General features: G+C 73.3%; 18 protein-coding genes. 10 read left to right on the plus strand and 8 right to left on the minus strand.

All coding sequences use genetic code 11. The features are described from left to right. The first annotated feature begins 12 nt into the window (after window positions 1-12). Entirely contained in the window at window positions 13-729 is a 717-nt protein-coding gene (locus IRX98_RS10585) for a DsbA family oxidoreductase (RefSeq protein ID WP_224276536.1), read from the plus strand. Between the two features lie 16 nt (window positions 730-745). Here IRX98_RS10585 and IRX98_RS10590 read toward each other — a convergent pair whose 3' ends face one another. Beyond that, window positions 746-1,321 carry a YdeI/OmpD-associated family protein gene (locus tag IRX98_RS10590; protein ID WP_224276538.1) on the minus strand — a complete coding sequence of 192 codons (576 nt, stop codon included), beginning with the start codon at window positions 1,319-1,321 and terminating at the stop codon, window positions 746-748. A gap of 179 nt (window positions 1,322-1,500) precedes the next feature. On the opposite strand from IRX98_RS10590, the gene serA reads away from it, so the two are divergent. Next, a complete protein-coding gene (gene serA / locus IRX98_RS10595) occupies window positions 1,501-3,096 on the plus strand; it encodes a phosphoglycerate dehydrogenase (protein ID WP_224276540.1) in 1,596 nt (531 codons plus the stop codon). A gap of 1 nt (window position 3,097) precedes the next feature. Here the strand turns inward: serA and yczR are convergent, their stop codons facing one another. Then, window positions 3,098-4,558, minus strand: a complete 1,461-nt coding sequence (yczR, locus tag IRX98_RS10600) for a MocR-like transcription factor YczR (protein ID WP_224276542.1) — start codon at window positions 4,556-4,558, stop codon at window positions 3,098-3,100. Window positions 4,559-4,619: 61 nt separating this feature from the next. Between yczR and yczE the strand changes: the two genes are divergently transcribed. Further along, on the plus strand, window positions 4,620-5,297 hold the full coding sequence (yczE, locus tag IRX98_RS10605) for a membrane protein YczE (RefSeq protein WP_224276544.1): 678 nt from the start codon (window positions 4,620-4,622) through the stop codon (window positions 5,295-5,297). A 3-nt stretch (window positions 5,298-5,300) separates the two neighbouring features. Here yczE and IRX98_RS10610 read toward each other — a convergent pair whose 3' ends face one another. The 4 genes from IRX98_RS10610 to IRX98_RS10625 form a co-directional block, all read right to left on the minus strand. Next, complete coding sequence (locus IRX98_RS10610) at window positions 5,301-6,812, minus strand: signal peptidase I (protein ID WP_224276546.1); 1,512 nt, start codon at window positions 6,810-6,812, stop codon at window positions 5,301-5,303. 31 nt (window positions 6,813-6,843) lie between these two features. Further along, complete coding sequence (locus IRX98_RS10615) at window positions 6,844-7,452, minus strand: hypothetical protein (RefSeq protein WP_224276548.1); 609 nt, start codon at window positions 7,450-7,452, stop codon at window positions 6,844-6,846. A 163-nt stretch (window positions 7,453-7,615) separates the two neighbouring features. After that, a complete protein-coding gene (locus tag IRX98_RS10620; protein ID WP_224276550.1) occupies window positions 7,616-9,091 on the minus strand; it encodes a gamma-glutamyltransferase in 1,476 nt (491 codons plus the stop codon). Window positions 9,092-9,109: 18 nt separating this feature from the next. After that, the gene (locus IRX98_RS10625; RefSeq protein ID WP_308044694.1) at window positions 9,110-9,700 is read right to left on the minus strand and encodes an O-methyltransferase; all 591 of its coding nucleotides are present in this window, start codon (window positions 9,698-9,700) and stop codon (window positions 9,110-9,112) included. Window positions 9,701-10,073: 373 nt separating this feature from the next. Between IRX98_RS10625 and IRX98_RS10630 the strand changes: the two genes are divergently transcribed. From IRX98_RS10630 to IRX98_RS10645, 4 genes are all read left to right on the plus strand, one after another. Beyond that, on the plus strand, window positions 10,074-10,214 hold the full coding sequence (locus tag IRX98_RS10630; RefSeq protein WP_207082070.1) for a hypothetical protein: 141 nt from the start codon (window positions 10,074-10,076) through the stop codon (window positions 10,212-10,214). A 10-nt stretch (window positions 10,215-10,224) separates the two neighbouring features. Continuing rightward, window positions 10,225-11,316 carry a 3-isopropylmalate dehydrogenase gene (locus IRX98_RS10635; protein ID WP_224276552.1) on the plus strand — a complete coding sequence of 364 codons (1,092 nt, stop codon included), beginning with the start codon at window positions 10,225-10,227 and terminating at the stop codon, window positions 11,314-11,316. Window positions 11,317-11,388: 72 nt separating this feature from the next. Next, entirely contained in the window at window positions 11,389-12,462 is a 1,074-nt protein-coding gene (locus tag IRX98_RS10640) for a branched-chain amino acid aminotransferase (RefSeq protein ID WP_224276554.1), read from the plus strand. A gap of 131 nt (window positions 12,463-12,593) precedes the next feature. Further along, window positions 12,594-13,253: a DUF2306 domain-containing protein gene (locus IRX98_RS10645; RefSeq protein ID WP_224276556.1), complete on the plus strand. Its 660-nt coding sequence runs from the start codon at window positions 12,594-12,596 to the stop codon at window positions 13,251-13,253. A 9-nt stretch (window positions 13,254-13,262) separates the two neighbouring features. On the opposite strand, the gene IRX98_RS10650 is transcribed toward IRX98_RS10645, so the two are convergent. Further along, window positions 13,263-14,915, minus strand: a complete 1,653-nt coding sequence (locus IRX98_RS10650) for a DEAD/DEAH box helicase (RefSeq protein ID WP_224276557.1) — start codon at window positions 14,913-14,915, stop codon at window positions 13,263-13,265. A gap of 116 nt (window positions 14,916-15,031) precedes the next feature. Then, complete coding sequence (locus IRX98_RS10655; protein WP_224276559.1) at window positions 15,032-15,373, minus strand: TraR/DksA family transcriptional regulator; 342 nt, start codon at window positions 15,371-15,373, stop codon at window positions 15,032-15,034. 92 nt (window positions 15,374-15,465) lie between these two features. Here IRX98_RS10655 and IRX98_RS10660 point away from each other — a divergent pair, with 92 nt between their 5' ends. The 3 genes from IRX98_RS10660 to IRX98_RS10670 are packed head-to-tail and all read left to right on the plus strand — an operon-like array spanning window position 15,466 to window position 18,041. Continuing rightward, entirely contained in the window at window positions 15,466-17,181 is a 1,716-nt protein-coding gene (locus IRX98_RS10660; protein WP_224276561.1) for a serine/threonine protein kinase, read from the plus strand. A gap of 58 nt (window positions 17,182-17,239) precedes the next feature. After that, the gene (locus tag IRX98_RS10665; RefSeq protein ID WP_224276563.1) at window positions 17,240-17,527 is read left to right on the plus strand and encodes an HNH endonuclease; all 288 of its coding nucleotides are present in this window, start codon (window positions 17,240-17,242) and stop codon (window positions 17,525-17,527) included. Continuing rightward, a complete protein-coding gene (locus IRX98_RS10670) occupies window positions 17,520-18,041 on the plus strand; it encodes a zinc metalloprotease (protein WP_224276565.1) in 522 nt (173 codons plus the stop codon). The genes IRX98_RS10665 and IRX98_RS10670 overlap by 8 nt, the downstream gene beginning before the upstream one ends. The last annotated feature ends 84 nt before the right edge of the window (window positions 18,042-18,125 follow it).

An 18,125-nucleotide genomic window follows, 5' to 3' on the forward strand; every position in this document is an offset into this window, starting at 1 on the left:
GTTGGGGCACACGTGTTGATCGAGATCTGGTCCGACGTCGTCTGCCCCTGGTGCTACATCGGCAAGCGCCGCATCGAGAACGCCCTGGCCGCGTTCGACCACGCCGACGAGGTGGAGGTGCGCTGGCGCTCCTACCAGCTCGACCCCGGCGCACCCACCGAGCCGACCGAGCGGGCGGTGGAGATGATCGCCCGCAAGTACGGCCAGTCGGCCGCCGGCGCACAGCAGATGCAGGACCGCGTCGAGGCCGTCGCGGCCGAGGAGGGGCTGGTCTACCGGCTCTCGCAGACCCTCCACCTCAACACCGTCGACGCGCACCGCCTGATCCACCTCGGCCACGCCGAGGGTGGCAACGAGCTGCAGGGGCAGGTGAAGGAGGCGCTGCTCGCGGCGTACTTCACCGAGGCACGCAACGTCGCCGACCACGTGGTGCTGCGCGAGGTCGCGGTCGGCGCGGGACTCGACGCCGCGCGCGTCGACGAGGTGCTGGCCTCGCGTGAGTTCGAGGCCGACGTGCACGCCGACGTCGAGCAGGCGCAGGCCTACGGCGCCAGCGGGGTGCCGTTCTTCGTCATCGACCAGAAGTACGGCGTCTCCGGGGCGCAGCCGACCGAGACGTTCACCCAGGTGCTCGAGCGGGCCTGGTCGGAGTCGCACCCCCAGATCGAGGTGCTCGCCGCCGGCGGCGACGGCGCCGCGGAGTGCGGCCCCGACGGCTGCCCCGTCTGAGGCACGGCCGAGGAGCCTAGGGGCGGGACTTCTCTCCCCGGGCCGCCTTCTCGGCCGTGGCGGCCACGCGCGCGGCCCGGGTCTCGGGACGCTTGGCCAGGACGACCCACGTCAGGATCATCTTCTGCGCGGCCGCCGACCACGAGTCCCAGTGCGCGCGCGAGCCCGGGTGGCGGTCGAAGGCCGCGGCCAGGTCGTCGGGCACGACGCAGTCCTCGACGGCGTCCATCAGCGTCCACATGCCCGTCTCCTTCGCCACGGTCACGGCAGCAGCACCGGCCGGCTCCATCAGTCCGGCCTCCTCGAGGCGCGCGACCCGGCCCTTGTTGATCCGCGTCCACATGCTGCCGGAGCGTCGTGGGGCGAACCACTGCATCGAGCGGTGCTCGTCGACGGGTCGGACGGTCGAGTCGACCCAGCCGAAGCGCAGCGCCTCCACCACGGCCGCCTCGTAGGAGAAGGGGCGGTCGCCGGCGCGGCGAGGGCTCACCAGCCACACCCCGGACGGCTGGGTGTGGTGGTCGCGCAGCCAGGCGCTCCACTGCTCGACCCCCGCCGGCTCGAGCTGCTCGGCGTCGTCCATCGCACCCATCCGGTCATCGTAGGAGCGCCCACCGACAGCGGTGCGGGACCGACATGACGGGCCCCGCGACCTGAGGAGTGGGACGGGTTCGGCCCGCACCGGACTCGCGGGTAGTGTGGGCCGGGCACAGCGTCGTGCAGTCCCGGATCTTCCATGATCGTCCGTGATCTTCCACTGAGGAACCCGCTGTGAACGCACCCGCCAAGCCCGTCGTACTCATCGCCGAAGAGCTGAGCCCCGCCACCATCGAGGCGCTCGGTCCCGACTTCGAGATCCGCCACTGCAACGGCGCGGACCGCGCCGAGCTGATCCCCGCGATCGCCGACGTCGACGCGATCCTGGTCCGCTCCGCGACCAAGGTCGACGCCGAGGCCCTCGCCGCGGCAGCGAAGCTCAAGGTCGTCGCCCGCGCCGGCGTCGGCCTCGACAACGTCGACGTCAAGGCCTCCACCCAGGCCGGCGTGATGGTCGTCAACGCGCCGACCTCCAACATCGTCAGCGCCGCCGAGCTCGCCGTCGCGCTGATGCTCGCCGCGGCCCGCCACATCAGCCCCGCGCACGCGGCGCTGAAGAACGGCGAGTGGAAGCGCTCGAAGTACACCGGCATCGAGCTCTACGAGAAGACCGTCGGCATCGTCGGCCTCGGCCGCATCGGCGTCCTGGTCGCCCAGCGCCTCAGCGCCTTCGGCATGAAGGTCATCGCCTACGACCCCTACGTCCAGGCCGGCCGCGCCGCGCAGATGGGCGTACGCCTCGTCGACCTCGACACGCTGCTCGCGGAGTCGGACTTCATGAGCGTGCACCTGCCCAAGACCCCCGAGACCGTCGGCCTCATCGGCGCCGAGCAGCTCGCCGCCGCCAAGCAGAGCCTCGTGCTGGTCAACGCAGCCCGCGGCGGCATCGTCGACGAGGCCGCCCTCTACGACGCCCTCAAGACCGGCCAGATCGCCGCCGCCGGCCTCGACGTCTTCGCCAGCGAGCCCTGCACCGACAGCCCGCTCTTCGAGCTGGAGAACGTCGTCGCCACGCCCCACCTCGGGGCGTCCACCGACGAGGCGCAGGAGAAGGCCGGCATCGCGGTGGCCCGCTCGGTGCGCCTCGCGCTCAGCGGCGAGCTCGTGCCCGACGCGGTGAACGTCCAGGGTGGCGTCATCGCCGAGGACGTACGCCCCGGCATCCCGCTGACCGAGAAGCTCGGCCGCGTCTTCACCGCGCTGGCCGGCGAGGTCGCGAGCGCGCTCGACGTGGAGGTGCGCGGCGAGATCACCGAGTACGACGTCAAGGTGCTCGAGCTGGCCGCACTCAAGGGCGTCTTCGCCGACATCGTCGAGGAGCAGGTCTCCTACGTCAACGCGCCGCTCCTCGCCGCCGAGCGTGGCACCGAGGTGCGCCTGGTGACGGAGTCGGAGAGCCCCGACCACCGCAACCTGATCACGCTGCGCGGCACGCTCGCCGACGGCACCCAGGTCTCCGTGAGCGGAACCCTCGTGGGTCTCGCGCAGAAGGAGCGCCTGGTCGAGGTCAACGGCTTCGACGTCGACATCGAGCCCACCACCCACCTGGCCTTCCTCACCTACGAGGACCGTCCGGGCATGGTCGGCACCGTCGGCGGCATCCTCGGCGCAGCCTCGGTCAACATCGCCGGCATGCAGGTGTCGCGCCAGGACAAGGGCGGCGCCGCCCTCGTCGCGCTCAGCGTCGACTCGGCCATCCCGGCCGAGACGCTGGCCGAGATCGAGACGGCCATGCAGGCCGCCTCGGTGCGCGCGGTCGACCTGACCTGACCTACGCGACCATCACCCGGCCGGCACCTTCGCGGCGCGAGCGGCTCGACGCCGGCCGGGTGGTGGTCGACACGTGCTCCCACGCGCCGGCAAGTCGGCGTACGGCCTCGGTGAGGGTCTCCGGCGACGCGGTCCACGGGATCCGGACGTAGCGGTCGAGGCCGCCCTCGACGGCGAAGACCGGCCCGGGGGCGACCACCACGCCCCGCCGCTCGGCCTCGGCCGAGGTCGCGGTGCCGAGCGCCTCGGGCAGCTCGCACCACAGGGCGAGACCACCGTCGGGGACGCGGAAGCGCCACTCTGGGAGGTGCTCGCGCACGGCCGCCACCAGCGCGTCGCGCCCGGCGACCAGGCGCTCGCGGTGCAGGGGGAGCACCTCCTCGGAGTGGTCCATCAGGTCCGCCAGCACGAGCTGCTCGAAGACCGGCGCGCCGAGGTCGAGGCCGATGCGGGCGTGGATGAGGCGGTCCATGTCGGCGAGCGGCGCGCGCACCCAGCCCAGCCGAAGCCCGCCCCAGAAGGACTTGCTCGCGCTGCCGATGGTGATCGCGTCGTCGGCGTACGCCGCCAGCGGCCGCGGCATCGCCGCCGCGAGCCCGGGCGTGAGCGCGAGGGCCTGGTGCGCCTCGTCGGCGACCACCACCGTGCGGGTGCGGGCGAGCGCTGCGGCGAGCTCCTCGCGCTGCGCCTCCGACATGAGGTGGCCGGTGGGGTTCTGGAAGTCGGGGATCAGGTAGGCCAGCCGCGGCGACGACTGCCGCAGCGTCGCCGCGAGCGCGTCGAGGTCCCACCCGTCGGGGTCCACCGCTGCGGGGACCAGTCGCGCACCCGCGTGGCGCACGGCCTGGGTGGCGTTGGGGTAGGTCGGCGACTCGACCACGACGCGGTCGCCGGTGGAGGTGTAGGCCTGCGCGACGATGGACGCAGCGGCGAGCGCGCCGGCGGTGACCATGACCTGCTCGGGCACCGTCGGCAGTCCGCGGGCGTCGTACGCCGCCGCGATCCGCGCCTGCAGCGCCGGCACGCCGAGCGGGAAGTACCCCGGGCCGCTGAGGTAGGCCGGCAGCTCCTCGGTCGCGCGCTGGTAGGCCTCCACGAGCCCGGGCGGTGCGGAGTGCGCGGCGCAGTTGAGGTCGATGATGTCCTCGCCGCCGGTCCCGGGCAGGAGCGATCGGTCGTGGGCGCGACGCTGCCCGCCCGGCACGGTGGTGAAGGTGCCCGACCCGCGCCGCGCCTCGGCGTACCCCGCCTCGCGCAGCACCTCGTAGGCCCGCGTCACCGTCGTGCGCGAGACGTCGAGCGCCCCGGTGAGCTCGCGCTCGCTCGGAAGCCGTACGCCGATCCCGATCCGTCCGTCGCCGATGAGCACCCGCAGGCTCTCCGCGAGGCCGAGGTAGGCGGGGGAGCGGGGGAAGTCGCCGGCCAGACTGGCTACGCGCTGGGCACTGATCACCGGACTCATGCAGGCCACTGTTCCACGATTGGCTATGTCGGACAAGGCCAATCGCGTCCATGATGGAGGCATGAGCACCACGCCCTGCGACGTCCCCACCGGCACCGTGATCGCCCCCCGCGGCGGGCTGGTCGACCTCGGCCCGCTCGCGCAGCTGCGCGCCGGACGACTGGCGCGACGCCTGCCCCAGCTCTACGTCGGGCTGTTCCTCTACGGCGTCTCGCTCGCGATGATGGTGCGCGGTGCCCTCGGGCTCGCGCCGTGGGACGTCCTGCACTCCGGCTTCGTGCGCCACGTGCCGATGTCGCTGGGCCTGGCCGTCGTGCTCTTCAGCTTCGTGGTGCTGCTGCTCTGGATCCCGCTGCGCGAGGTGCCCGGGCTGGGCACCATCAGCAACGCCTTCGTCGTCGGCCTCTCCGCCGACGCGACGCTCGCCGTGCTCGTCGAGCCCGACGCGATCGCGGCGCGCATCGCGCTCATGGTCGGCGGCGTGGTGCTCTGCGGGATGGCGAGCGCCCTCTACATCGGCGCCCAGCTCGGCCGCGGACCGCGCGACGGGCTGATGACCGGCCTGGCCCGTCGCACCGGTTGGTCGCTGCGGCTGGTGCGCACCGGTCTGGAGGTCACCGTCGTGGTGATCGGCCTGCTGCTCGGCGGGGTGCTGGGGATCGGGACCGTCGCCTACGCCCTCGCGATCGGTCCGCTCACGCAGCTGATGCTGCCGTGGTTCACCGTCGACCTGGACTGAGGCCTAGCGTGCCGCCCAGTGCGCCGCGACCCGGGTCGCCGGCAGGGTGGAGTGGTAGATCGCGACGTTGTCGAGGTCGCCGTTGAACGCCGGGGTGTTGAGCCACCCGATGCTTCCCTGCCCGACCCGCCAGAACCCGGAGTAGCTGAGCAGGGTGGACGTGGTGCCGCTCGCGACCGCGGCGCCGTCGACGTAGATCGTGGTGGCGCGGCCGGCCGTGCTCGTGACGACGAGGTGGTGCCACGCGCCGTCGTTGTAGGGACGCGGCGTCGTGATCGCCGTGCTGCGTCCGGGCCAGGTGCCGAAGGTGAGCCTCCCTGACGACTCCATGGTGACCGACCGGTCGGCCTCGGAGCCGAACAGCGAGTAGCTGGCGTCGCGGTCGTCCTCGAAGCCGGCGAGGTAGCTGCGCGACGTGGAGGTCGTGCGGAACCACAGCTCGATCGAGTACGCCGACGGCGCGGCGACCGCCTGCGTGCCGAGGACCGCCCGCCCGCCGGTGTTGTCGACCGCGGTGCCGGGGTTGCGAGGGAGCCCACCGGGGGTGCCGAGTTGGAGCGAGCCGTAGAACTGGCCGGTGCGGTTGTTGCCCGAGCGGTCGGCGGCGTAGGTGGCTCCGCGCGGCTCGTCCATCAGCCAGAAGCCGTACGGCGCGTCGGCGAGGACCGCGCTGACGTAGGGCTGCGCCCAGGGGCCGGCGGTCCACGTGGACCCGCTGTTGCGGGTGTGGCCGGTGAAGCCGGCGCTGGCGGTCGAGGCGAGCGTGCCGACGACGACCAAGGAGGCCACGGCCAGGAGCGGGGTGCGCGAGCGGCGTACGCCGTCCCGTCCGTGCGTCGTGGTCGCGGACCCGCCCGGACCCGACGGCCGGCCGGAGCCGGACGGCCCGTCGGGAGGGGGACGAGGGGAGAAGCGGTCGCGGACGAGCCGCAGCAGCCGCCACCGCGGTGGCTCGCCCTCCAGCCTCCGGCTGGCGAGCGCGAACGCCGCCGCCGTCAGCAGCAGCCAGGCGGCCAACGGGAGCCACTGGCCGGTCTGGAACCACGTCACGGGCAGGCCGACGTGCGGGACCAGGAGCACGGCGGTCGCGCGGATGTCGCTGCGGGGGAGCGGGGTGACGTCGGTGAGATCGTTGGCGTCGCCCGCGGTGGTGTAGTCGCCGTCGTCGCGCAGCTCCACGATGCGGTGGACCATCAGGTGCGGTGTGGTCGCGGCGGGGGCGTCGTAGACGAAGACCCGCCCGACCCGGACGCGCTGGTCCTCGGTCCAGGGCTTGGCGACGACGACGTCGCCGACCTGGATGGAGGGCTCCATCGACCCGGACCGCACGACGTAGGACCCCCACCCGAGCACGACGGGAGCGACCGCGATGAGCGCCAGCCCGAGCAGGAACGTCCGGTACATCCGGGCCAGGAGCACCGCCGCGAGACGGGTCCAGTCGCGGACCTCCGACGCGTGCCGCGGCGTGGCGGCAGGGCGCTGGAGGTCCGCGTCGAGGACGGACGTGGCGGTCATGGGAACGTCAGGGCAACGGGCGCGGTGCCGGTCAGTTGCTCTGCATCTCCCACTGCATGTCGATGCCGGTCTTGGCTCCCTGCATGGCGTCGACCTGGGCCTGGGTCATGCCCTCGGTGTCGAAGCGCCACGTCAGGCGGTAGGTCTTCGACGAGACGCCCGTGGGGACCGCCCAGCCGCCGAAGCCGGCCTCGAAGGTGTTCACCTGCGCGATGCTCGACAGGGGGACGTCGCTCACGTGGGGTGCGCCGACCGCGGCGAAGCCGGTGCAGTCGGCGAACGACCCGCCGTTGCCGGACTCGATGGTGACCTTGACCCGGTCCTCGAGCTTCGCGGTCGACGTGACGGGGTTGATGGCGTAGCCCTTGACGGTGCTCGGGACCGAGGCGTCGGCGGTGACGGTGATGCACTTGGTCTGGGTGTCGCCCGGCAGCATGTTGGCCACGCGGAAGCGGGCGGCGCCGTTGTCGTCGTCGGTCAGCTTCACCGAGCCGGTGGCCCACTCGTTGCCCGAGTTGCGGGTCTGGCCGGTGAAGGCGGCGTACGACGCCTGGTAGACGGACGCGCCGAGCGCGACGAGGGCGAGGGGGGTGGCGACGACCGCGAGGACCTGGGTCGTCTTCTTGCCGGGGGACTTCATGGTGGCGGATTCCTTCGTGACGCGGATGGCGGCAGCCGGTGCTGCCCGCCGGGGCAGCCACACCCTAGGAACGGGACGGCAAATAAATCCGCCGAATGAGTAATAAACGTCACATCGGACTTGACAACGACCCACCCGGTCCGGCGAGCCCGGGTCGCGGGTGCTAGCGGCGGATGAGCCGGGACACGCCCTCGCGCCGCGGGTCCGCAACCGCTTCGAGGTGCCCGTCGGCGCCCGTGAGCGCCGCGCCCACCCCGCCGTAGTACATCGACGGCTCGTCCTCGACGCGCACCTCCTCGTCGGGCAGGCCGGCCCGGTGGACGTGCACGCGCGGGTGCGCGACGGCGGCCGCGAGGTCGAGGCCTCCGTTGACGAAGCCCGCGAGCGCCGACACCACGGCCGTCGTGATCCGGTCCGCACCCGGCGAGCCGATCGCCAGGGTGGCGCCGTCGTCGTGCCGGCCGACGGTGGGCGCCATGTTCGACAGCAGCCGGGACCCGGGTGCCACCGGGCGTCCGGGCGGGTTGAGCTCCTGCTCGCCGAGGCAGTTGTTGAGCCAGATGCCGGTGCCGGCGGCGATCATCCCGGCGCCGTAGCCGGACGACACGGTGATCGAGCAGGCGGCCCCCTCGGCGTCGGTGACCGACACGTGCGCGGTCGAGCCCGACTCCAGCACCGCCCGGTGGTCGGCGTCGACGCGGTCCAGCCACGCCCGCGACGCCGCGTCCAGGTCGGACGCCGTCTCGAGCACCTCGCGTCGGTGGCCCAGCACCGCGCGCTGCACCCGCACGAGGTGCGCCACGTCGGCGTCGTCCCACCCGGCGAGCGGGTGGCCGTCGAGCAACCGCAGCATCGAGGCCACGACGACGCCGCCCACCGACGGGGGAGGGGTGGTGGCCAGGCGCCAGCCGCCGACGCGGGTCGTCAGTGGCGCGCGCACGACGGGCGCGTACGCCGCCAGGTCGGCCGCGCCGAGCAGCCCACCGCGTGCCTGCAGGTCCGCGGCGAGGAGAGCGGCGAGGTCGCCCTCGTGCATCGCGCGGGCCCCGGCGTCGGCGACGTGCTCGAGCGTGCCGGCGAGGTCCGCGACCACGACCCGGTCTGCGGTCACGCGTCCGTCGGCGTCGTGCAGCGCGTCGTGGCTGGCCGGGTCCCAGCCGAAGACGGTCTCGTGGACGTGGTCAAGGTAGTAGCGCGACGCCGAGCCCAACCGGAAGCCGCCGCGGGCCACGTCGACGGCGGGCGCGACGAGCTCGCGCCACGGCAGCCGTCCGTCCCGCGCGTGCGCCTCGCCGAAGGCAGCGAGGGAGCCGTGCGTGGCGACCGACCCCGGTCCGATCGTGATCGTCACCCCGCCGCCGTACGCCGTCGTCACGTCCCAGGTGCGCGCCTTCTCCGCGTCGGGCGCCCGCCCGATCCCGGGGCGGTCGACCCAGCCGTCCACGGTGTACGCCGACCCTCCCGCCGGCTGGACGGCGACGAAGCCGCCCGAGCTGAGCGAGACGAGGCCGACCTCGTTGACCATCGCGACCAGTGCGGCGGCGATCGCGGCGTCGACCGCGGAGCCCCCGGCCCGCGCGACCTGCTCGGCGGCGTCGGCCGCGGCGGGGTTGGGGGCAGCGATGGCCAGCCCGGTCATGGTCCGGTCACGGTGCGGTCAGCGACGCGTCGCGATCACGGCCGAGGCGTCGGGGGCGACCATCACCTCGACCGCGGTGAAGCGGTCGTCGGTGAGCCACTGCTCGCGCAGGGTGTCGACGCGGCCGTAGGTGATCGGCGGCCACGACTCGCAGGGCGCGAAGTCGTCGAGCACCACGATGCCGCCGGGCTCGACGAGGTCGATCACCGACTCCACGCCCACCTCGGACGGGGAGCCGGAGTCGAGGAAGAGCAGGGAGAAGGGGCCGCGGTCGCGCAGCACGTTCCAGTTGGCCGCGAGCACCTCGACCTTGGCGTCGTCGTCGAAGATCTTGGCCGCGGCGCCGGCGAGCGACTCGTCGAGCTCGGCGGTCAGGATCCGCGCCCCGTTGCGTACGCCGCTGCGCAGCCACGCGGTGCCGACGCCGCAGCCGGTGCCGAACTCGGCCATCGTGCCGCCGCGCGTCGCGGCGAGCGTGGCCAGCAGTCGACCGGTCTCGTTGCGGCAGAAGGCGACGTAGCCGGCCTGGCGGCACACGTCGAAGGCGCGCTGGACGACGTCGGGGAGATCCGGGGGAGCAGACATGAGGTCGCCGAGTCTGTCACCCATCAGCGCCCATCTCGGTGACCGGGCGTGAGTCTCACGATCTGACACATTCCCGGAAAACGGATGCGCGCGTCCGCTGGGCGGTCGTACAGTCGTCCCACCATGCGGAGCGTCTTCGTACTTATCGTTCGCCGCGGCGGGGCCTGACAGAAGGCCACCTCGTCGCGGTGTTCGGCGTTGACGAGGTTCCGCCGCCCGGCCTTCTTCGACTCAGTCGAGCTCGAAGCCGCCGCCTCTGCGGCGGGTCCGCCAGTCACGCGTGATCCGCCCTCCTGCCGGCCGGCAGCCGGGTGTCCGGGCGATCCCCGCACTCCCGCTCCCTCACCCGCCGCGGTGTCGGTGGCTTCGGGCTCACGACCTTCCAGGAGTGAGACCCATGTACGACCTGTATCCCGACGCTTGGGGCCCGGCGGCCCACGACCCCGAGAACCCGCGCAGCCTCGAGAACACCGCGGCCGCGCTGCAGACCGCGCTTGACCTGCGAGACAACGGCGGCATGCGCCCGGACGACAACTAACGTTCGCCGCATGCCAGACACCCCGCAGACCGTGTCCGACACCGACAGCCCCCGGAGCCAGACCCTCGCCGTCATCCCCGGCGACGGGATCGGCCCGGAGGTGACCGCCGAGGCCCTCAAGGTCCTCGAGGCGGCCTCCCCGGTGACGTTCGAGTCCACGCGCTACGACCTCGGCGCGGAGCGCTACCTCGCCACCGGCGAGGTGCTGCCCGACTCGGTGCTCGCGGAGATCCGCGAGCACGACGCGATCCTGCTGGGAGCCGTCGGCGGCAAGCCCAACGACCCGAACCTGCCTCCCGGCATCCTCGAGCGCGGGCTGCTGCTCAAGCTGCGCTTCGAGCTCGACCACTACGTCAACCTCCGCCCGTCGCGGCTCTACCCCGGCTCGGCCTCACCCCTGGCCGACTCCGTCCTTGAGCGCGGCGAGATCGACTTCGTCGTCGTGCGCGAGGGCACCGAGGGCCCCTACACGGGCAACGGCGGTGCCCTGCGCGTCGGCACCCCGGCCGAGATCGCCACCGAGGTCTCGGTCAACACGGCGTACGGCGTCGAGCGGGTCGTCCGCGACGCCTTCGCCCGCGCCGAGAAGCGGCCGCGCAAGAAGGTTACCCTGGTCCACAAGACCAACGTGCTCACCAACGCCGGCTCGCTGTGGTGGCGCCTGTTCCAGTCGGTCGCCGCGGAGCACCCCGACGTGACGACCGACTACATCCACATCGACGCGGCCATGATCTTCATGGTCACCGACCCCGCCCGCTTCGACGTGATCGTCACCGACAACCTCTTCGGCGACATCGTCACCGACCTCGCCGCCGCCATCACCGGTGGCATCGGGCTGGCCGCCTCCGGCAACGTCAACCCCGACCGGACCGCGCCGTCGATGTTCGAGCCCGTCCACGGATCCGCCCCCGACATCGCCGGGCAGCAGAAGGCCGATCCCACCGCCGCGATCCTCTCCGGCGCGCTGCTGCTCGACCACCTCGGCCACCCCGAGGCCGCGGCGCGGATCGAGACCGCCGTGCTTGCCGACCTCTCCGAGCGCACGCCCGGCACCACCCGGCGTACGAGCGAGGTCGGGGACGCCATCGCCGCCCGAATCTAGGCATCGTCGGTCGAGTGGCCCGAGGAACGAGGGCCGTATCGAGACCAACACCCTTGGAATAGGTTGATCCCCATGCAGATCAGCACCACCGCGACCACCACGCCCGTCGACGACGCCCGCCTGGCCGAGATCCTGGCCAGCCCGGGCTTCGGCCAGCACTTCACCGATCACATGCTCACTTATGTGTGGACGCCGGAGCAGGGATGGCACGACGCGCGCATCACGCCCTACGGCCCCCTGACGCTGGACCCCGCGACCGCGGTGCTGCACTACGCGCAGGAGACCTTCGAGGGCATGAAGGCCTACCGCCACGACGACGGCTCGGTCTGGACCTTCCGTCCCGAGCAGAACGCCGCGCGGATGGTGCGGTCCTCGCAGCGCCTGGCCTTCCCCGAGCTGCCGGTAGACGACTTCGTGGAGTGCGTCGACGCGCTCGTGGCGGCCGACCAGCGGTGGGTGCCGGGCAGCGAGGGCGAGAAGTCGCTCTACCTGCGGCCCTTCATGTTCGCCTCCGAGACCTTCCTCGGGGTGCGCCCCGCGCAGCACGTGACCTTCATGGTCATCGCCTCGCCCGCTGGCGCCTACTTCAAGGGCGGCGTCAAGCCGGTCAACCTCTGGCTCTCGGAGACCTACACGCGTGCGGGTCGCGGCGGCATGGGCGCGGCCAAGACCGGTGGCAACTACGCCGCGTCGCTGGCCGCGCAGCGCGAGGCCATCGAGCAGGGCTGCGACCAGGTGGTGTTCCTCGACGACCAGGAGTTCCGCTACATCGAGGAGCTCGGCGGGATGAACCTCTTCTTCGTCCACGCCGACGGTCACATCGTCACCCCGGAGACCGGCACGATCCTCGAGGGCATCACCCGCGCCTCGATCATCGAGCTCGCAGGCAAGCTCGGCCACGCGGTGGAGGAGCGGAAGTTCTCCCTCGACGAGTGGCGCGACGGGGTCGCCTCGGGCGAGATCACCGAGGTCTTCGCGTGCGGCACCGCCGCCGTCGTGACCCCGGTCGGTGAGCTCCGCTCGCCGCAGGGCGTGACCCCCGCGCCGGCCAGCACCGAGCTGACGATGCGGATCCGCGAGGCGCTGGTGGGGATGCAGTTCGGCCGCGCCGAGGACACCTTCGGCTGGATGCACCGGGTGGTCTGACCCCCGGGCCTGCCCCTCGGCGGTCGAGGTGCGAGCGGAGCGAGCCTTGAAACCACCTCGTCCGATCGGCCGATCCTCCTCCGGCCTCGAGGCCGATGCGCCGTACGCCGGTCGCGACGAGGCTCGTCGGTATGACGACCACGACCGCCCGCCCCACCACCCCTACCCGCGCCCGGCGCGACTGGTGGATCCCGGCGAGCCTGCTGCTGCTCGCCGCGGTGCCGTCGGCGTCCGGCGTCGCCCGCCTGGTCGACCTGTCGGGCGGGCGGACCGAGGAGAACGCGCGCTTCTTCGACCTGCCGCTGCCGATCCTCGTGCACATCCTCGGCGCGACGACCTACCTCGTGCTGGGCGCCTTCCAGCTGATGCCGTCGCTGCGGCGCAGGAGGCCGCGCTGGCACCGGTGGAGCGGCCGGGTCCTCGTCCCGGCAGGCGTGGCCGGCGGGCTGAGCGGCATGTGGATGGCGGCGTGGTCGGACCTCCCGGCCTACGACAACGAGGCACTGATGTGGCTGCGGCTGCTCTTCGGCGCGGTCATGGTCGGCGGACTGGTGCTCGGTCTCCTGGCGATCCGTCGCCGTGACGTGCGCACGCACCAGCGCTGGATGGCACGGGCGTACGCCGTCGCGCAGGGTGCCGGGACCCAGGCGCTCGTCCTCGGCCCGGTCGTCGTGGTCGCCGGCCAGCCGAGCGGCAACCTGAAGGCCGTGGGCATGGGTGCCGCATGGGTGATCAACCTCGCCGTCGCCGAGTGGCTGGTGCGGAGGTCGGAGGCGAGCCGCCGGGGCTGACGGGCCGGGTCAGGCGCCGTCGTCGGTCAGGGTCGTGGCCGGGAGCCAGTCGGCGCCGAGGAGCCGGGCGACGTCGGCGAGGCCGGTGGTGTCGCCGCCCACGGTGTCGGAGGCCGCGGCGATCCGCTCCACCATCACCTTGCCGACCTGCTCCTCGACGGTGCCCTCGGCATAGGCGATGTGCCACGGCGAGACCTGGTGGTCGCGGTGGGTGCGGCCGGTCACCTGCCGGCCGGCGATGCCCGAGAAGCGGGCCTGGTGGAAGACACCGACCCGCGGCTCCCCGGTTGCCCGGCGACCGTCGGCGAGGGTCTCGCCGGCGTGCAGGCTCATCGACGCGACCGCGGTGAAGACGCACACCTTCGCCTCCCCGGTCTGGAACCGGAGCCGCTCGGCCTCCGGGTCGAACCGGTCACGGCCGTAGATCGTGGCGACCTCGATGCCGGAGTCACGCAGCCGGTCGGCGATCGGGTCGGCAGCGGTCCCCACGAACTCGACCGAGCACGCTACCTGGCGCTCAGCCTCGACCTGCTGGGCGATCCACGCGACCGTCGAGTCGACGCGCAGCAGCCCGGCCTTCTGCCGGAAGCGCAGCAGCGCGGCCCGTCCCTTCGCGACGTTGCGCCCCCGTCGGGCGATGTCCATCTCGCGGCAGAACTCGCCCCACTCCGCCTCGTACGCCGTGCGCTCCGACGGCGTGAGCGTCACCGGCATCCCGGAGATCGGCACCGGACCCCACGGTGCCGCCCGGTGCAACATCGCCGCGGGCCGCTCGTCGGCCAGCCACCCGCGCACGAGCGTGAGGTCCGCGGCACGGCGCTCGGGGTCGGTCGTCCACGCGGCGCCGTAGCGTCCGCGCTCCACCCCGACGCCGTGCCGTTCGAGCGCGTCGGCGAACGCCTCACCCGGCCTGGTCGCGGAAGTCCACTCCTTCACCGGCTCGCCCAGCACCTGGGCGTACGCCGGGGCGAGGTAGGGCAGCTCGAGCGGCGTGTGGCCGGGCGTCGCGGTGGTCGCGATGACGAACGGCGCCCGGTCGTGCGGCTTCCCGTGCCCGGAGATCCGTGCCCACAGCTTCCACCGCTTCGTCGTCGTACGCCGCAGGGCGTGGGCCTCGTCGGCGATGATCACGTCCCAGGCGTGGTCCACGACCTTGTCCAGCCGGTCCCACGTGATCACCACCCACTCCAGTCCGCCGCTGCCGAGCGCGGTGATCGTGCGGCACCAGTGGCCGATGGTGATCGCCGCTGGCCGGTCGGCCACGACGAGCACCCGCCGCGCGCCGCGGAGGTCGCCGACCGCCGTCGCCCCGAGCACCGCAGAGATCGTCTTGCCCACGCCCGGCTCGTCGGCGAGCAGGAAGGCCCGTCCGCCCGCGGCGGCACGCTCCGCGATCGCGTCGGCCGCCTCGAACTGGATCCTCCGCGGCTCGAGCGCGTCGGTCGGCTCCGGCTCGGGTGTCGGACTGTCGGGGTTCAGGGCGTTCTCGACGAAGCGGCCGAGCGTCCAGGGGCCCGGGGCGTAGGGCTGGAGGTGCGAGGGCAGCGCCCGCCCGACGTGGAGGTGGGTCCGGACTGCGGGGTGCCAGGTGGCGCCGTCGACCTGCGTCCCGTAGGGGACGTCGAGCACCCACAGCCGCTCGCCCGGCCCGGCGACCGGCAACGGCCGATCCTGCCGTCGGCTGCCGCCTCGTCGAGCCGTGGTTCGCCGGGAGCTGGTTCGCCGGGAGCTGGGCACCCGCGGACGCTACCGGGCCCGGCTGCGGGGCGAGGGGCGGCTCACCCGGCCGCCGCGCAGCGGATGCAGAGCCGCGCAGCCGGGAGCGCGTCGAGCCGGGCGGCGCCGATCGGTGCGCCGCAGCGCTCGCACGTGCCACAGGTCCCCGCGTCGACCCGCTCGAGCGCCGCGTCGACCTCCGCGAGGTGGTGGCGCACCTGTCGGGCGAGGGAACCGATCTGCGACCGCTCGAAGGCGATGGTGGCGCCCTCGGGGTCGTGCTCGTCGTCGGCGTTGGTGTCCAGCGACGCCGCGACCACGGCGTCGTGGTCGGCGGTCAGGCTCGCCAGCCGCGCGAGGGTCGTGCTGCGCTCCTCGGCCAGGCGTCGGCGTACGTCGTCCACGACCCCATCCTCGCGCGCCCCTCCGACAGTGGTCACGGCGACAGCGCGCCGGATGAGGGGCTCCGGGGCCCTCCGGCCGTATCCTCGTGGGCGTGACGACGTCCCCGAAGGCGCCGCCGCCGGGTCTGACCGTGGGCGGCTACGCGCTGCGTGCCCGCCTCGGCGAGGGCGGCATGGGCGTGGTGCACCTCGGGCAGAAGCCGGGGGAGCGGCCTGTCGCGATCAAGGTGCTCCGCCCGCACGTCGTCGGTGACGACGAGGCCCGCCGCCGGCTGGCCCGCGAGGTCAGCTCGCTGACCCGGGTCCGCAGCCGCCGCATCGCCGAGATCGTCGACGCCGACCCGTGGGGCGAGATCCCGTTCGTCGCGACGCGCTACGTCCCCGGCCTCTCGCTGCACGACCACGTGCAGGAGGAGGGCGCGCTCGCCGGCGACGACCTGCTGTGGTTCGCCGACTGCCTCGCCGAGGCCATCGAGGCCGTCCACGCCGTCGGCGTCCTGCACCGCGACATCAAGCCCTCCAACGTGATCATGGAAGGGCGCACCCCGATCCTCATCGACTTCGGGCTCGCCCGCGTCGCCGAGGACTCCCGCATCACCATGAACGGCTGGCTGCTCGGCACCCCGGGCTACCTCGCCCCCGAGATCCTCTACGGCGACGACGCCTCGGCCGCCTCCGACGTGCACGCCTGGGCCGCGACGGTGGCCTACGCCGGCACCGGCCGCGCACCGTTCGGCCGCGGGCCGTCCGTGGCGATCATGGACCGCGTGCGCCGCGGCGAGCACGACCTCTCGGGCCTCGACCCGCAGGTGCGGCCGCTGGTCGAGGAGGCGCTCGCCCCCGCCGCCGAGGACCGCCCGTCGCTGGAGGAGGTCCGCGACTGGCTCGAGGACCTCGCCGACCCCGAGGCCCTGGTCGAGGACGACCGGCCGCGCGAGCGCTTCGCCGCCAGCCCCGTCACGCTGCCGTACGCCGCCGTGGCGCACGAGGACGCCGCCGCCCCGACCCGCATCGGCACGGGCATCGTGCCCCGCGAGGCAGGACCTCTCCCGTCCGAGCCGGTGCACTGGTCGGACGAGTGGGACGAGCAGGACGACGACACCCACCACGACCTCCCGGCCCACGGCTGGGGTGACGACGGGACGGTCCCGCACCGCCAGACCCGCGTGCTGCCCGACGGCACCACCGAGTACGTCACCGACTACGGCCCGCCGCCGCGCGAGCGTGCCCCGGCAGGCGAGCGGCTGCGCCGTTCCGGCACCCTGCTCGCCCTCGGCGGGGTCGTCGCGGGCGGCATCACCGTCGCCCCCTACGTCGCGCTCGCCGTCCTCTTCATCGGCGTCTGGCTGCTGCGCAGCGGGTCGATGGCGGCCAGCTCGGTCGGCAACCGCCGCAGCCGCCGCGGGATCAAGTGGTACGACGGCATCCAGCTGCTGCTCGCCGCGCCGTGGCACGTGGTGGCCGGCCTCGGCGGGACCGTGCTGCTCTTCCTGTGGAGCCTGGGCATCGCCGCCGCGATCGCCCTGCTCTGCTTCGCCGCGTCCCTCTCCATGCTCACCTCGCTCGGCGCCATCGGGGTCTCCTTCGCCGTCGGCCTGTGGTGGGGCCCGGGCTCGGAGCGGCTGCGCTCGCCGGTCCACCGGGTCGTCGACCCGCTCGCCCGCCAGGGCGTCCCGTGGCTGCTCGTCACCCTCCTCGTCGCCGCCGGTGCCTCCGGGCTCGGAGCCGCCGCCTCGGCGCAGGGGACCTCGTGGGCACCGGACGACGCGGCGCCGCTCAGCGACGTACGACTGCCCGGCTGGCTCTGAGCCGGTGGCGGCGCGCAACAGCCGACAGGTGCGATCGGCCCGGCGCCGCAAGCGGCGCATGGACAGCGTGGTCCACGACCTGGGCGTCGATCAGTGGGAAGCCCTCCAGGCGGCGTGGGTCGGCTGCGCCTACTGCGGCAGCACCGACGGTCCGCTCCAGCGTGACTGCGTGCTGCCGATCTCGCGCGGCGGGCGCTACACGCTCACCAACGTCGTGCCGGCGTGCCGGTCCTGCAACGCCAGCAAGTGCAACGACGAGGTCACCGGCTGGCTGCGTCGCAAGAAGCTCGACGAGCGGGCCTTCCTCGTGCGTCACGCCGAGATCCAGGCCGGTCTGCGTGCCTGAGGTGGCGATGAAGAAGGCGCTCTACGGCGACAGCACGTCGGAGACGCTCAACATCTACTCCGCATCCCTCGGGCAGTCGCTCCTCGGCTGGGCCTACTTCCCGTCCGACTTCGACTCCGAGTACACCAAGGGCAACCCGCTGCCGCAGTACCGCGACGGTGTCGTGGTCGACTTCCGCAGCCTGCCGACGGTGCCCGGCGACAGCGGTGACAGCTCGGCCTACGCCATCTACGGCGAGGGCGACACCGCCACGCACGAGGTCGGCCACTGGCTCGAGCTGTTCCACACGTTCCAGGGTGGGTGCGAGGGCGGCGGTGACTTCGTCGACGACACCGCGCCGGAGGCGTCCCCGGCGTTCGGGTGCCCGGAGGACCGCGACACCTGCGAGGGCGGCGGGCTCGACCCGATCACCAACTTCATGGACTACACCCAGGACTCCTGCATGACCGAGTTCACCCCGGGCCAGGCGGCGCGCATGCAGATGGCCTGGACGGAGTTCCGCGCCCTCGGCTGAGGCCTCCGCGATGCGGTCCCGACGCAGCCGTCGGGACCGCATCGCGAGACGCGCGTCTCAGCGCGGACGCTCGAGTGGCACGAT

The sequence above is a fragment of the Nocardioides lacusdianchii genome, assembly GCF_020102855.1.
Taxonomy (GTDB): domain Bacteria; phylum Actinomycetota; class Actinomycetes; order Propionibacteriales; family Nocardioidaceae; genus Nocardioides; species Nocardioides lacusdianchii.